This window comes from Limnofasciculus baicalensis BBK-W-15, assembly GCF_024178385.1.
GTDB classification, from domain to species: Bacteria; Cyanobacteriota; Cyanobacteriia; order Cyanobacteriales; family Coleofasciculaceae; genus Limnofasciculus; species Limnofasciculus baicalensis.
Genome location: NZ_JAMZMM010000123.1, coordinates 1 through 15,855, shown reverse-complemented (window position 1 = coordinate 15,855; position 15,855 = coordinate 1). Strand labels below are relative to the sequence as shown.

General features: G+C 39.9%; 12 protein-coding genes. 10 read left to right on the top strand and 2 right to left on the bottom strand.

Annotation, left to right across the window (positions count from 1 at the left end; translation table 11 throughout):
• Positions 1-554: 554 nt before the first annotated feature.
• The 6 genes from NJ959_RS13765 to NJ959_RS13740 all read left to right on the top strand — a co-directional run bounded on the left by NJ959_RS13765 (position 555) and on the right by NJ959_RS13740 (position 7,161).
• The gene (locus NJ959_RS13765) at positions 555-1,190 is read left to right on the top strand and encodes a DUF4129 domain-containing protein (protein ID WP_254012324.1); all 636 of its coding nucleotides are present in this window, start codon (positions 555-557) and stop codon (positions 1,188-1,190) included.
• Between the two features lie 167 nt (positions 1,191-1,357).
• A complete protein-coding gene (locus tag NJ959_RS13760) occupies positions 1,358-2,662 on the top strand; it encodes a DUF4350 domain-containing protein (protein WP_254012323.1) in 1,305 nt (434 codons plus the stop codon).
• Between the two features lie 152 nt (positions 2,663-2,814).
• Positions 2,815-3,765 carry an AAA family ATPase gene (locus NJ959_RS13755; RefSeq protein WP_254012322.1) on the top strand — a complete coding sequence of 317 codons (951 nt, stop codon included), beginning with the start codon at positions 2,815-2,817 and terminating at the stop codon, positions 3,763-3,765.
• A gap of 78 nt (positions 3,766-3,843) precedes the next feature.
• The gene (locus NJ959_RS13750; RefSeq protein ID WP_254012326.1) at positions 3,844-5,151 is read left to right on the top strand and encodes a DUF58 domain-containing protein; all 1,308 of its coding nucleotides are present in this window, start codon (positions 3,844-3,846) and stop codon (positions 5,149-5,151) included.
• Between the two features lie 40 nt (positions 5,152-5,191).
• Positions 5,192-6,055 carry a hypothetical protein gene (locus tag NJ959_RS13745; protein WP_254012321.1) on the top strand — a complete coding sequence of 288 codons (864 nt, stop codon included), beginning with the start codon at positions 5,192-5,194 and terminating at the stop codon, positions 6,053-6,055.
• 233 nt (positions 6,056-6,288) lie between these two features.
• The gene (locus NJ959_RS13740) at positions 6,289-7,161 is read left to right on the top strand and encodes an Rpn family recombination-promoting nuclease/putative transposase (protein ID WP_254012320.1); all 873 of its coding nucleotides are present in this window, start codon (positions 6,289-6,291) and stop codon (positions 7,159-7,161) included.
• Between the two features lie 146 nt (positions 7,162-7,307).
• Here the strand turns inward: NJ959_RS13740 and NJ959_RS13735 are convergent, their stop codons facing one another.
• On the bottom strand, positions 7,308-8,270 hold the full coding sequence (locus tag NJ959_RS13735) for a stage II sporulation protein M (protein ID WP_254012319.1): 963 nt from the start codon (positions 8,268-8,270) through the stop codon (positions 7,308-7,310).
• An 80-nt stretch (positions 8,271-8,350) separates the two neighbouring features.
• Between NJ959_RS13735 and NJ959_RS13730 the strand changes: the two genes are divergently transcribed.
• The 3 genes from NJ959_RS13730 to NJ959_RS13720 all read left to right on the top strand — a co-directional run bounded on the left by NJ959_RS13730 (position 8,351) and on the right by NJ959_RS13720 (position 10,922).
• Positions 8,351-9,316 (top strand): hypothetical protein, encoded by a 966-nt coding sequence (locus NJ959_RS13730; RefSeq protein WP_254012318.1) that lies wholly within the window; start codon positions 8,351-8,353, stop codon positions 9,314-9,316.
• Between the two features lie 158 nt (positions 9,317-9,474).
• On the top strand, positions 9,475-10,266 hold the full coding sequence (locus tag NJ959_RS13725) for an RDD family protein (protein ID WP_254012325.1): 792 nt from the start codon (positions 9,475-9,477) through the stop codon (positions 10,264-10,266).
• A 143-nt stretch (positions 10,267-10,409) separates the two neighbouring features.
• Positions 10,410-10,922 (top strand): hypothetical protein, encoded by a 513-nt coding sequence (locus NJ959_RS13720; protein WP_254012317.1) that lies wholly within the window; start codon positions 10,410-10,412, stop codon positions 10,920-10,922.
• Between the two features lie 139 nt (positions 10,923-11,061).
• Here the strand turns inward: NJ959_RS13720 and NJ959_RS13715 are convergent, their stop codons facing one another.
• A complete protein-coding gene (locus NJ959_RS13715; protein WP_254012316.1) occupies positions 11,062-14,514 on the bottom strand; it encodes a CHAT domain-containing protein in 3,453 nt (1,150 codons plus the stop codon).
• 434 nt (positions 14,515-14,948) lie between these two features.
• On the opposite strand from NJ959_RS13715, the gene NJ959_RS13710 reads away from it, so the two are divergent.
• On the top strand, positions 14,949-15,743 hold the full coding sequence (locus NJ959_RS13710) for an LmeA family phospholipid-binding protein (protein ID WP_254012315.1): 795 nt from the start codon (positions 14,949-14,951) through the stop codon (positions 15,741-15,743).
• Positions 15,744-15,855 lie beyond the last annotated feature (112 nt).

The following is a 15,855-nucleotide window of genomic DNA, read 5'->3' as shown; positions in this document are numbered from 1 at the left end:
GAGAATGAAACAGCCCTGCTTGTTGAAGGGGGGAGGAAGAATATAACTTAGGTTTTTGCCAATTTGGGATGCTTTCTTTCTATTACAGGATATTGATGGAGATTCCCCACTCGACAAGGTTAAGTTAATCGAAGATAAAAAAAGGGAATAGGGAGTATTTTCCCTATTCCTTAGTACATTGACGTGTAGTGGATTAAACTTAAAATCCCTATCGCAATGGGATGGTATTAAAATTGGATATTGAAGGATAGTTTTATATTTTAGTTTGCCTGTTATTGCCAGCTTACCGATAACTCTGGATTAGATGACTGACTATTTTCTGTATTAATACACTCAAAACCAGTAATCTAAAAGTAGATAATAAAGTGATTTGTATTTATCTTTCACAGGATCTAAATCACAGACAGTTGTGACTGTGGGGGAATGGGGACACTCCAATCTGTGTAAATTAACAATTCTTAGTGTCGGTGTATTGCCTACAAATGAAGGTAATCGGCTATTCCACCATATAATTTATTTGTTGACAGCACTATCAAAAGTATCCTAAGCAACCAATGAATGGTATAAATGGCTCCTACGAAAAGGATAATTTCTCTTGGCAATTCCAGCAATTTCAACAAAAAATGGGGGAATGGTTGGAAATGCAGCTTTCCCGATTTACACCAGGTATCCCAAACACCCCAGATTTCTCTTGGCTTTCTTGGTTAAATTCGCCAATTATCGGAATAATTGCCAAAGGAATCTTTTGGTTACTCCTCGCTTTTCTCTTGAGTTGGACAGTTTTACAGCTTTGGCAAAGGGCGGAGATTTATATTAGTTTTGTGAGAAACAAAAAAAGTCAGCTTGCTGATAGAATGACAAAAGCCTCTGTTACTGAATTATCTGCTGCTACTTGGTTAGTGCGATCGCAAAAATTCCAGCAAGAGGGTAACTACCGTGACGCTTGTTTATGCTTGTATATGGCGATGTTACAGCAGTTGCACTCCAGAGGGATTGCTCCTCACCAAGCCAGTCGCACAGATGGAGAATATTGGCAATTAGTGGAGGATTTACCCCAACCGATACCTTATCGAATTTTGTTGATGACTCACCAACAGCTATGTTTTAGTAATTCTGAAGCATCTAGTTTCCTCTTCGAGCAATGTCAGGAAGCTTATCAAGAAATAGAAGGGATGAAGTGTGAAGGATGAATTGTGAAGGATGAATTATTAACACTAATATGGATAGTTAGGATGAAGTATAATTTTTTTGTTCAGCCTTTATCCTTCAACCTTCATCTTTCAGCCTTCATCCTTCAACCTTCAACCTTCAGCCTTCAACCTTCAGCCTTCAGCCTTCAGCCTTCATCCTTTATTTTATGAAAATTGCCAATAGAAAATTATGGATATTTGGCGCGATCGCAATTGGAGTAATAATACTAATTACCCTAGTAGCAGCGCCCACTAGCAATAAACTCATGAGCGGCTCCACCTACAGCCGTTCCCCAGATGGCTATGGGGCGTGGTATGCCTTCATGTCTGAAAGAGGCACACCCATCCAGCGGTGGCAAAAACCCTTCTCCGCACTAGTTAATAGTAAGGATGCCAAAAGTCCAATTACTTTCTTGAGAGTTAACAGTAACCTCACCACTCAAGACATTGGTAGTATGGAACAAATCTGGGTAAAAAAAGGCAATGCTCTAGTAATTTTAGGTGTGCGCAAACCAGTAACAGACGCTCCTTTTAGTACAATGGAGGATAGCCCAGAAGGTAAGATTAAAATTGACACAAGTCGGAGATACAGAAAATATAAACAAGAGCCAGAAGATAAGCAACTAATTTTAGGCGATAAATTTGGCGCAATTGTGTGGCAAGAAGAAATCGATAAAGGGAAAATTATTTTCGTCACCACTCCCCATTTAGCTGCAAATGCCTATCAAGATATTCCAGGTAATTATGAATTACTAGCCAAACTTGTCACCCAATCGGGAGGAGGGAAACAAAGAAATAGGGGTACGGATAATCTGGGAAACGAGGGAGAAACTAAAAACATATCTATTACATCCCCTAACTCATCCGCGACAAAAACCCTAAAATATTTTCCCCAAACCAATAACACATCCGCTGCTAAATCCACCACTCAATCCATAACTAATATATGGGTAGATGAATACATCCACGGTTACAAAGATTCAGAAGTACTAAATTGCCAAAACCAATCTACAGATAGCCCAGACTGCAAACAAGAGCAAACATTATTTGGTTATTTAGCCAAGACAGCAATATTTCCTGCATTCCTACAGGGATTAATTATACTACTAATTACCATCTGGGCAGCCAATCGTCGCTTTGGACAACCTGTCACCCTAACCACACCAGTAGTTAACAACAGCGAAGCTTATATCCTGGCTCTAGCAGGTGTATTGCAAAAAGCAGGAAGCAGCGAATTCATATTAGATATAGTAGGAAAAGAACAACAGCTACAACTGCAAAAATCCCTAGGATTAGGAGATATCTTACTCGATCGAGAATCCTTAATAAATGCCTGGGTACAACAGACAGGGCATCCAGCAACAGAATTAGAACAACTATTGCGAGAGCAACCTGAAAAACTGCGCATGAGAGATAAAGATCTGCTAAACTGGCTAGAGAAATGGCAAAAAATCCATCAATCTAGTTGTTAGTTATTTGTTGTTGGTTATTTGTTATTTGTTGTATAACAGGCGTATAGACTGTTACAAGTATTATTTATTTGACCAACAACTAACAACCAACAACTAACAACCAACAACTAACAACCAACAACCAACAACCAACAACTAACAACCAACAACCAATGACAAACGACAATCCCATATTTAATCGTCTCAGCCAAACCTTGAATAAAATAGTTGTAGGGCAATCCAAACTAGTAGATCAACTATTAGTAGCCCTGCTGAGTGGTGGACATGTAATTATTGAAGGAGTACCAGGAACCGGAAAAACCCTCCTTGTGAAAGTACTAGCCCGGTTATTACAAGCAGATTTTAGGCGAATTCAATTAACACCAGATATTTTACCTTCCGATATTTTGGGAACGAATATATTCGATCTAAATAGTCGCGATTTCACCCTCAAAAAAGGACCAGTATTTACCGAAATTTTACTGGCAGATGAAATTAACCGCACACCTCCCAAAACCCAAGCGGCACTGCTGGAAGCAATGGAAGAGCAGCAAGTAACTCTAGATGGAGAGAGTTTACCATTGCCCGAACTATTCTGGGTAATTGCTACCCAAAATTCCCTAGAATTTGAGGGGACTTATCCCTTGCCAGAGGCACAGTTAGATCGCTTTTTATTCAAGCTAATTGTCGATTATCCGGATCGAGCCGCAGAGAAGCAAATGTTATTGAATTCTCAGAAAGGATTTCGCGCCAAACGCCTGGATTTGGAACGGATTAAACCTATCGCTACAGTAGAACAAATTATCAGTGTTAGGAAAGAAGTGCAAGCTGTTAGTATTGAGGAGAATACACTCGATTATCTGCTATCTTTAGTAGAGCAAACTCGCAAATATCCAGATTTAGCATTGGGTGCATCTCCACGCTCTGCTGTAGCCTGGTTGCAAACTAGTAAAGCTCATGCTTGGTTGGAAGGAAGGAATTATGCGATTCCTGATGATGTGAAAGCTGTGGCACTTCCTCTATTGCGTCACCGTTTAATTCTCAAACCCGAAGCGCAATTAGATGGTATTCAGATGGATGGTGTAATTGCTGCTATCCTTAAACAAGTATCTGTTCCTAGATAAATGGGGAGTAGGGAGTAGGGAGTAGCAATTAGCTATAATATACCGAGGAATGGGGATTAAACAGAGGTAATTTTGATGATTATTCCTTCACGAAATATCTATTTGCTATTACTGCTAGGGATTGCGATCGCACTATTGCTAGCTAATCTGTTTAATATCAATATTAGCATCATCGTTACCCTAATATTTGATATTATTGTTGTCGGTTTGGCTATCTGGGATGGACAAGCAGTAAAAGCTAATCGGGTGACAGTAACCCGATCTCCATTACATCGACTTTCCATTGGGCGAGATAATCCGGTAATACTATCAGTACAATCGGCAAATAAGTTAGCAAAAATTCGCCTGCGGGATTACTATCCTATAGAGTTTCAAGTATCCACATCAATACTAGAAACCACAGTTAATCCTCATAGTAGTGAAGAAATTACTTATACTGTTCATCCAAATAGTCGGGGTGAGTATCGCTGGGGAGATATTCACGTTAGACAGTTAGGAAAGTGGGGATTAGCTTGGCATAATTGGCAAATTCCAGCCCGTGAGATAGTAGCAGTTTATCCTGATTTAGTAGGATTGCGATCGCTCTCAATTCGTCTAGCCCTCGAAAATACAGGTACAATGCGCCAAGCGCGGCGTTTAGGAGTGGGTACAGAATTTGCCGAATTGCGAGAATATGGCATCGGTGATGATACTCGTTTAATTGATTGGAAAGCCACAGCCCGCCGCAGTCGCCCCTTGGTGCGAGTATTGGAGCCAGAAAAGGAGCAAACTTTAATTATTTTACTGGATCGGGGAAGGTTAATGACGGCACAAGTTCAAGGATTAAAAAGATTTGATTGGGGTTTAAATGCTACCCTATCTTTAGCCTTAGCTGGATTAAATAGAGGGGATAGAGTTGGTATTGGTGTTTTCGATAAGGAAGTAACTACTTGGATTCCACCAGAAAGAGGAAATTATCAATTATCTAAATTAATTGAACGCCTAACCCCCATTCAACCAGTATTATTAGAACCAGATTATTTTGGTGCTGTCACTAAACTGGTAAATCAACAAAATCGTCGCGCTTTAATAGTCTTAATTACTGATATAATAGATGTTACTGCTTCTGCGGAATTGCTGGCTGCATTAGGACGACTTACACCTCGATATTTACCATTTTGTGTCACTCTCCGAGATCCTCAAGTCGATAAACTTGCTCATACTTCAACTGAAGGTATTGAAGAGACTTATACTCGTGCTGTCGCTTTAGATTTAATTGCCCAACGTCAGGTAGCTTTTGCTAAATTGAAGCAAAAAGGTGTGTTAGTTTTAGATGCCCCTGCTAATCGGATTAGCGATGAGTTGGTGGAGCGATATTTGCAGCTTAAGGCAAGGAATTTATTATAGCAAGATTTAAGTACTCTAGTAGAGATTTTACAAATTAGCCATGTCCCAAAATCCACTCCAACCCCTAACTATCGGTAATGTAGTAAATGTTGGTTTAAAAGTTTATCGAGCTAACTTTAAATTATATAGCCAGCTTGCCCTAACTGCTCATTTATGGTTGTTTGTGCCTATTTATGGTTGGGCGAAATTTTATGGAATTGCAGCCCTGATATCTCGTTTAGCATTTGGCAACTTAATCAGTCAGCCGGAAAGCATTAATACTGCTAAAACTCAGACTTATCGTCGGATGTGGAGTTTATTATCTTTAGGTATTTTAGTATTCATTATGCCGCTAATAATCGCCTGTTTATGGTTGATATTATTCTCCTTAACTTTTGGTATTATCTATGCTATCCTTACTGTCATTTTAGGAATAAATCTACCACCGCTGCCGAAGGATGGCAATGTCTTTGGAAGTTGGGTATCTACCGCAATATTTTTGCCAATAGCCATAGCTGTATACTTAAGTCCTTTATGGCATTACTCGCGATTATTTATTACCGATTTAACATTAGTCATGGAGGATAATAGCAATCCATTTAAGGCGATTAAACAAAGCTGGGAATTGACTAAAGGTTTGAGAATGCGGCTAATTACAATTATCTTAATCTCATTTTCAATAACTTTTCCCATCTGGATTATTGTTTGGCGTGTATTCGGCGAAATAGTAAGATTACTATCTTATAATTTCTTGCGATATATTATAGATGATATTTCTATTAGAGCAGCTTTAGTGACAATCGTTTTAACGATAGTAACGGGAGTCATTATTATGCCCTTTTGGCAAACTATCAAAGCCGTAGTTTATTACGATATTCGCTGTCGTCGTGAAAGTTTGGATTTGCAGTTACGGGTGAAGGAATAAATTCTACTAAAACTTACGCAACAACTCTATCTGTAGGCTGTGTTAGCCTTGGCTAACGCACCATTCTCAACTAACTATTTTTTGTAGGGTGGGCACTCCCCAAGATAACTCTAAAAGCATAAAATTACTTTAGTGGGGAGTGCCCACCCTATAGTTATTGACATTGGTGCAAGATCTGAGTATAAGCTAAAATAGCTGTAGGTCAAGATAAGCAATAGCAAGGTTACATACTTATGATTTTTATTAACCCCAAAACCGACTACGCATTTAAAAAAATATTTGGTTCATCAGAAAGCAAAGATATTCTCAAAAGCTTTCTCAATGCCCTAATTTATGAAGGCAAATCCATCATTGAAAACTTAGAAATTATTGACCCCAACCTCCCACCTAGAGTCCAAGGATTGAAAGATACCTATCTAGATGTGAAAGCTTTCCTCAATGATAACACAATAGCGATCATTGAAATGCAGGTATTGAACGTCCAGTCATTTGGTAAGCGGGTTTTATTCAATGCAGCAAAAACCTATGCCTTTCAATTGCAGAAAGGAGAAGGATACAGAATGCTGAAACCTGTCATCGCTTTAACAATTACCGATTTTGAGATGTTCCCCAATAGCGATAGCGTAATTTCTCGCTTTGTTTACAAAGAAGAAACAACCAACTTAACCTATACTGAAAATGATATAAAGTTAATTTTTGTGGAATTACCCAAGTTTAACCGAGAAATAGCTCAACTTGAAACCTTGACAGACAAGTGGATTTACTTTATGAAATATGCCAGAAGCCTAAGTGAAGTTCCCGAAATAATGGATGTAATTCCGGAAATTCATCAAGCATTTACAATTGCCAATCAAGTGAATTTAACCCCAGAAGAATTAGATGATTTTGAACGGCGAGAAATGTTTATCTACGATCAACAAGGAGCCATTTCTCTCGGAAGAGAAGAAGGGCGAGAAGAAGGGCGAGAAGAAGGAATTCAAGAAGGAATGCGAGAAAAAGCGATCGCCATTACCCGACAATTACTCCCACGACTAGATGATGAAGCCATCAGTCAAATTACGGGCATTAGTATTGAGGAAGTGCGGAGTTTGCGAAGTACTAATTAATATAGCGGTTTTCAGTTGGATGAAGTACACCTCAGAAACCGGGTTTCTTCAAGAAACCCGGTTTCTTTGTAGTTGGCATCTATATTAATTATTGTATTCATACTTCATACTTCATCTTTCATACTTCATCCTTCATCCTTCATCCTTCATCCTTCATCCTTTCTTTGACGACTGCAATAAACAACCAAGACAGTAAATAATCCAACACCAACAGCATACTTAAGAGGTGATGGCACAACTGGGCTAGGAGAGAAAAACCCCTCAATTGTACCAGCAATAATTAGCATCGGGACAATCCCAAACACTAATTGAGCCGCTTGGTAACCATAAAATTTTATCGCATCTCCACGACGATATTTACCCGGAAACAAAATACCTCTACCTATCAGTAACCCAGCACCACCAGCTAAAAATATTGCAGGTAATTCCAACGAGCCGTGAGGTAATACAAATGCCCAGAAAGGATAAGCCAAATTATTCTGAGCAACTAAAGTTGCGATCGCGCCGATATGGAGTCCATTATTAATTAGGATAAATACAGTGACTGCTCCAGCAGTTATTCCACCACCAACTGCACCAAAAGAAACCTTGATATTGTTAACCATAATACTGCTAGAAGCTAGGGGTTCAATTCCCACAATCGAACCCATCCACAATTCACCCTTATCCCGCACTTTTTCAATTAAAGATGGTGGTGCTATCAGAGAGATAAAATTTGGATCTTGCCAAGCAAACCACCAAGCAATTAGCGCCGCCACCAAAAAGATTGCCGTCGCTACCGCCGTGTAAGCAAATGTTTTCTGCACTACACTAGGGAAACCCCAGCGACAAAAATCCCAAACCGCTTGCCATTCCTGATGGCGAGAGCCTTGATAAATTTGGTTATAGCCACGGGAAGTTAGCCGTTGCAAATCTTGCACTATGATATTCCCGACTTTATTCGTCTTGGCACGAGCCAAATCTGCGGAAACAGAGCGATATAAACTGGCTAATTCCTTAATTTGAGGTGCTTGTAAAGATTTAAGTCCCCTTTTTTCCACTTGTGTCAAGAGGGTATCCAAGCGCTTCCAGTTTGCTTCCCGCCTGCCAATCCAACGATTAATATTCATAAATTTTTATGGAAATTACACCAACCTTAGCCTAAGATAACCTTAAACTCTCCATATCAAGCAACTGGATAAATTTAGCCATGTCTAATCGCAACCTCGAACAACCAATTGGCTCCCTCACTCCTGGTAATGTCGTCAGTGCTGGTTTGCGACTCTATCGAGATCATCTTAAAGTATATTTCGCTATTGCTTTCCGGGCAACTTTGTGGTCACTTTTGCCCTTTTTGCTTTTTATTCCGATAATTCCTACTCTGATTGCATCCAAACAGGTGAATCCAGTTAATATTTTGTTACTGGTTGTAATTAGCATACCTCTCTTCTTTTATTGCTTTGCTAAATACGTCGCTAATTCTGCACTTATTACCCGATTAGCCTTCCGTCAATTAGTAGAATTACCAGAAACTGTTCGGGAAGCTCGCAGTCATGTAGATCGAAAGATTTGGATTTTTTTAATAACTAATTTCCTGTATTTTTTAATATACATTGGTATGATACTAGGATTTTATATTGCCATGGGTTTGATCGGAATTATCTTTGGTGTAATTGCATATACCACTAAAAATAATGCGGCTGTTGTCATGCTAATGGTATTAATAGGAATTGTAGCTTTTGGTTTTGCATTAAGTTTTATTATTCGTTTCTTTACACGCCTTTCCCTGATTGAAGTTCCACTAGCTATTGAGCCAAATCTCAATGCTAAACAAACAATTGGACGTAGCTGGGCTTTGACTCAAGGATATGTGGGGAGAATTTTTCTAATCTTCATCGTAGCTTTTTTGGTTAGCATCCCTGTCTATATTGTCTCTCAGATTGCAGTTAGTCTCATTCAAACAATTCTTCTAGAGATTATGAAAACATCTCCCCTGGATATCACTTTTCAAATTGTTTTCTTAGTTTTGAGCTATATTTTAGGATTAACTGTTAGCGTGTTCATTATACCTTTTTGGCAATCGATTAAAGCTGTCATTTATTACGATCTTCGCACTCGTCAGGAAGGTATTGATTTGCAGATACGCGATTTAAACTGGGAAGAGACAGAAAGATAATATCAAGTCACAGCAATTTTCAGGTATGTGAGATGCAGAGAAACCCGGTTTCTTTGAGAAACCCGGTTTCTTTGAGAAACCAGGTTTCTGGGGTATACTTCATAAACCTGCAATCTCCTGTAACTTCAGGATTGGTACTTAATACATCATCACATGCCATGGGATTTTTTAACCGCATCAAACTCCAAACGCCAGAAAGTGTTGAACTAGAATTTACCTTAGCCGGAATTGGCAGTCGCGCGTATGCCCTATTAATTGACTATATAGTTTGGGCATTAATCTGGCTCGTATTTCTGATTGCTTGGGGATTTTTATCTATTCAAATTACCGATATTATTGAAAGCTGGGTAGGTAGCAGCAGTGGCGCACAACTGTGGTTATTTTCAATTATGCTATTAATAGCTTTCGCCCTAAATGTTGGTTACTTTGTATTTTTTGAAACCTTATGGCAAGGGCAAACTCCTGGTAAACGCTATGTCAAGATTCGCGCCATTCGCGATGATGGCACACCTGTTAGATTGCAGCAAGCAACCCTTCGTGCTTTGCTGCGCCCCGTTGATGACTTATTATTTTTGGGAGTATTTTTTATTATCTTTGGCAAACGGGAGAAACGCTTGGGAGATTGGGTAGCGGGAACCCTTGTGGTTGAAGAGGAAAGAGCAATTGTTTCGGCAAATTTTCCTTTATCTGAAGAGGCACAAAATTTAGCTGATTGGCTCCAAACAGAAGCAGATTTATCCCGTTTGCTACCAGATAATTTTGCCGTAATTCGAGAGTATTTGCAGCGCCGCGAAGGAATGACACCGGAGGCAAGATATGAATTAAGCCGACGATTAGCTCGTCAAATTAAAGATATTATCGCTCTGGAAGCACTGCCAGAAAAGGTTAGTGCTAATGTGTTTTTGGAATCTGTCTATTTAGCTTATCAGCAGCAATCATCTGGTTATTAATCGATATGAATCTTATATTTGTCACCTGATTTTAATCAACAATATGTCACAGGTTGGTCGAGAAGATAATTTGATTTATGACTAGATGGAGGGTATATTTAATTATGTGAGCCAAAGCCTATCACCCTAACTCCTGGAGAGCTATGAGCCGATTTTTGTTGCCTGTTTTATCTTTGATTCTATATATCAGTTGTTTGGCATCTCCAGCCATTCTATTTGAGAAGATCTGCGGTGGAAGCAATTCAAAGGATTTCGTGGCAGGGTTATGGAATGTACCTAATGGAGCTACAGAAAGTAGTTGGGGCATTGCCTTACTTCTGTTAGGAGCAATCGGGGTTATTTTCATTCAATATGGCGCTATGGGTTGGTTAGCAAATCCTTTTTACTTCTTGGCATTGATTACATCGATTACATCTTTCAGAAATAATTTGATATTCGCCCGTATATTCATTGTCGGAGCTATTGGTTTTGCCTTAAGCAGTTTGCACTTAACGAATTGGTTTCCACTTCTGGCTGATGAGGGAGGGGTTTGTTATCTGTCTGCTATTCAACCTCTTCTTGGCTACTGGCTTTGGCTCTCTGCCATGGGGTTGTTAGCTATTCACATTGGGTTCCGGAAGAGGACATTTCCTACACAAATGGAGGGAGTAGAATAGCTTGCTTGCATGGGTTCGATCGCAAATGGAGAGAGAACATATTTCAATGGTTCGAGAGAAGTCAGATGGTACAACAACATGACAATTATAACTATTCGCCCTCTTTAATCAAATTAGATCAAATGTCAAGTTAAAATAACTACCAAGGGCTTCCAATCATCGTAAAAGCCGCCCAATAATAAGGATGACTTAACTGCAAATTTCCCACCCGCGCTAACTCAGGAGGTAATATTATTTCTCCTCCACCACTCCGTAATTTTCCTGACTCAATTCGCACCTCTCCCCGCAACATTGCTAACTGTGCTTGTCGCAATGCTTCTGATTTAATTGGAGTAATTTTAAGTTGCTTATAAAATTCTGTCATTAATCCTAATGTACCTTCATCACTGACGTACCACAAACTAGCTAAAGCTGATTTTACTCCTGCTTGCACTGCTAACCCAGCAAAACCTAACTCTGCCTCTTCATCACCTAACGCTGTTCGACAAGCACTCAATACTAATAATTCTACAGGTGGATTATGCCAACCAAGTTGACGAATTTGGTCTAATCTTAACTTACTATCCCAAAGTTGGATATAGGATTGGCTTGGTACTCCTGGTTGGAAATTAGCATGAGTGGCTAAGTGAATAATGCCAAAGGGTGTTTCCTGTCGCTGTGCTTTGAGATTTTCTAGGGTAAAGGTATTATTGAGAAAGTATTTTCCTTTCCATAATTTACCTGCAATCGCACTCAATTCTATAGGCACTGCTGGCAGCGGTTTTTGGTCGCTAAATCTATCTGCTCCCATTGCCAATACTTGGGCATTTTTAATATTTCGATAACTTGTATCCGTTAGACTCAAACTCGGCATCAAACTGACACTATATCGCTCGATTAAAAAACTTTTCCCGTCGTGAAGAGCCGCAATAGGTATGGAGCGCAATCCGCTATCTAAAATAAATACTAAATTCTTCACTCCTCGCGCTTCTAAATCTTCTACTAATGGTGCAACTAACCACTGATATAATTGCTGTGATGAACGGAGGTAACCGCGCTCATCTCTGACGTTGGTAACTCCACTTCTAAATTCTTGAGCAACTTTGAGTACTTCTTCCCGATTTACTCCTACTAACTGTTTGCGAATGGGTTTGCCTTTGGCAGTAATTGCCACTAATTCTAACTCATCAGTAGGCTGTTTTGCTGTTGTACCACTTTGGATATTTGCAGGTACAAAAACAGCATAAATGATGGCAGGTTCAATACTAGTTTCTGTTTCCACATCCCCCATGATTCCCCGCGCTTGGGATAAATTTACGGTGGAAGCCTGAATATCTTTGCCTAAATATTCTTTAAACTGAGTAGTGAAAGACTCTTCCAGTTTACTGACTACCGTATCAATTTCTACTGGAGGAAGGATGGGAGAGGTTACGATATTTTCCTTGGGTTTATCCTTCTCCTGGGAAGATATGGGAGTATTGGGAGTATTGACTTCAGGTAGAGGATTATTCACGGCTACTTTTTCTATTTCTGGCCCAATAATTTGGATGTCGCTAGGTGAATTTCCTTGACGATAGTAACCGGAAAATACACCATTAATAATCTCGTTGTTTTGAACAGATGAGGATGCTACGCCTGTTGAAATTGCTCCGGCTGTACCATTTGCGCTGTTATAATCTGAGCCTACAGTAAAGGGAATGCTAGATGTATTTACTCCATGTCGAATTATAATTGAGCCACCGCCAGCAGTACCCGCTGTAGAAATACTCAAACTATCGCCATTCCGTTCGGCAAAAGTACCCGATGCCCGAAAAAATCTCCCTGTTGTAATATCGACATTACCACCATGCCCGTTAAAACTTTGGGCATTAATATAGTCAATATTGATACCTGTTCGAGCAGTTAAACGAATGCTACCGCCATTTTTATCTATTGCACTAGTATCTATTTTACCAGTGCTAATGTTATCAGTTTGGGAAGTTAAGGTAACGTCACCGCCATTGGTGAGGAAGTTACCTGTAGTTATTCCTTGGAATGCTTCTAGAGTAATGGCACTGCCAGAGGTTTGTATGGTATCATTGGCATCGCTAAATGCGATCGCGCCTTGGGTAGATTGCAGCGTCAAAGTACCACCATTATTCCCAAATTTCACTAAATCATTCTGGGTAATTTTGGGAGTATTCCCGATTATATCTGTAACAGAGATATCCCCTATCCCTTGCAAAGTGATATTGTTTTTCAGGATAAGATTGGCAATCTTACCCCAAGATAGGGTATTAGTCGGGCGGTTGGGATCGAAAGGCGATGGCGGTTGATTGGCAGTGGTATCGCCACTAATAGTTGCGCTATCAATAATGGTAAAATTAGGCGACTCAAGTAATAACTTCCCTTTATCTCCAGCCAGGGTTAAGGTATCCACATTCCCATCAAATGTTAGATTATCTTGCCCCGATAACTCGACAACACTATTACTACTCCCACTAGCCGAAATATCACCAAAAAATCCAATCGAATTGCCCCGTAACTGGACTCCTCCACCTAGAGGGGATCTGGTAGAAACATCAATTTTACCAGATGCAAATACTGTACCTCCTCCATCTGGTACAATTAGATTAGATCCTGTTTGGTTAACTTGACCCGTAGTTGAACTAACTGTTAATCCTGTTAAGGTTTGAATGTCAGAATAACCTGTTAGTAGTTCTGCTAAAGATAGGGGATTTGGCAACCCAGAGTCAGTTATTTGACTAGCTTGAATCTCCAAACTAAGTAAGTGACCAGATTGAGAAATTCGTACTAAATTTTGCCCCGGAACCGCTACTATACTGATATTCCCTCCATGTGCAGTTAATGAACCAGTACTAACAACTGTACCACCGATTAGATTAAGATTTTTACCATCTCCAACTGCTAAATCTCCACCATTAATAATTACTCCCGGCGTGCCAGATAGACCAAAATCAAATATACTGGGATTACCCACTAAGGCAGAATAATTATTAGCACCAATTCCGTTAAACCAATTATCGTTACCAAAGCCAATCCTCGTAGCAGTAGTAGCTGTAAAATCACCGGGAATATTGAGTACAGCATTAGCACCAAATACAATGCCCGCCGGATTCATTAAAAACAGATGTGAATTGCCACCTGTAACTTGAATTAAACCATTAATAATTGAAGGATTGCCACCAGTGACTCTACCCAGTATATTTACAATTGACGGGTTGGACATGAAGTTAGCAATTTCACCAGCATTCAGACCAAACTGACTGAAACTGTGGAACAGATTCTTGCCATCCTGACTCAATTCACCGCCTTTAATATCACCATTGGGAGCAACAGTGGTGTTGGTACTGCCATCAGGAAGAATAGATTGAGAAAGAGCGATCGCAGGAAATAAACAAGCAGCTAGTGGTATAATTAAAGCGGCTAATATCTTGGGATTATCTGTCGCAATTATATCAAAAATACCTGCGGAACTTCTCCATCCCATCAGGAAAGATATCCCTTTAAAATTTTGCGATTTCCCTTGTGAATTCAAGCCAGATTTGGTGGCTGTCTTGAGGCAATACAATTGCTTGAATTTGCTGATGAGCTGGTAGATGCGTTTTGCCATGACATGATTAAGTAATAATCAATTTCTCTCTATTCCTCTTGAAGAATTCCTGATAATAGAGTCCCGTAAGAGGGGGAGAGGGGAGATGGGGAAGAGGGGAGATGGGGAAAATAGTTTTGATCGGACTTACAGAGATCCTCTATATGTAGCGTGAATTATCCGTTGCTAACGGAGTTTGACCACTATATATAATGTAGCGGCGTAATTCCTATTTTGACTTTGATGAGGGGTAAAGGAGTAGAGGGGTAGAGGAGTAGAGGAGTAGAGGTTAGGGAATTAATTTTGACTTCCCCCACTCCCCACTCCCCACTCCCTACTCCCTACAAACTTGAAAAGTCTAATTGCAGAAATCTTTACAATTTGTTACAAAAGAGAGAGAACACTTACGGATGTCGAAAAAGTATTACTTTCATTCATTGGATATATAGGCAAATATGATAGGTGGCTTTGTCGGAATACCCAATAATAATGGCACTGACTGGGGTGAGCAAATGCTCAACACTGTTGCCAATAATACAATTCGCCACCTCTTTACTCGCAGCGAGTTGGTAGAAGTTTCGGTACGCTGCTATCCCTCCAGTAAATTGTTGCAGGGTAGCATAGACAGCTTTAGGATGAAAGGTAGTGGTTTAGTAATTCGTCAGGATTTCCGCACAGAGGAAATGTCCTTTGAAACCGATGCAGTCTCCTTAGACTTCGGTTCCCTTCTCAAAGGGAAACTTTCCCTAAAACAACCCACACAGGCGATCGCACAAGTAATCTTAACAGAAGCTGACATTAACAACTCCTTCAAGGCAAATTTAGTCAGAAAGCATCTGGAGAATGTATCAATTCCTGCTTTAAGCGAACTTTCCGGTAACCAACCCATATCCTTTACCGACGTAGAAGTTAAGCTAAAACAGAATAACAGGATACAACTCTTTGCTAAAGTTAACCTGTGCGATAGAGGTTTAGTCCCAATTAGCATGACTTCTACCCTAGCAGTTGAACGGCGGAAGTCCATTCTTTTCAAAGACACCCAATTTGAACCAGATTCAATCCCAGAGGAATTGCGAGAGATTTCTGAAACCTTAACTACTGCGCTAGATGGGATTTTGAATAAAATGGTCGATCTAGATCGATTTAATCTCGATGGAGTGAAACTGCGGATTAACCGCCTAGAAACTCAGGGTAAACGCCTGGTATTCAGTGGTTACGCTCAAATTGAACGGATTCCCAATAATCCTTAAAGTTATGTTTGTCGGGTGAGTAGGACTTACAAAATAACTTCTATAAGCCCTCGCCCCCAAACGCCTTGTTGCGGCACGCGCCCTTCCTCCAATAAAGGGAGCATCCCAATGA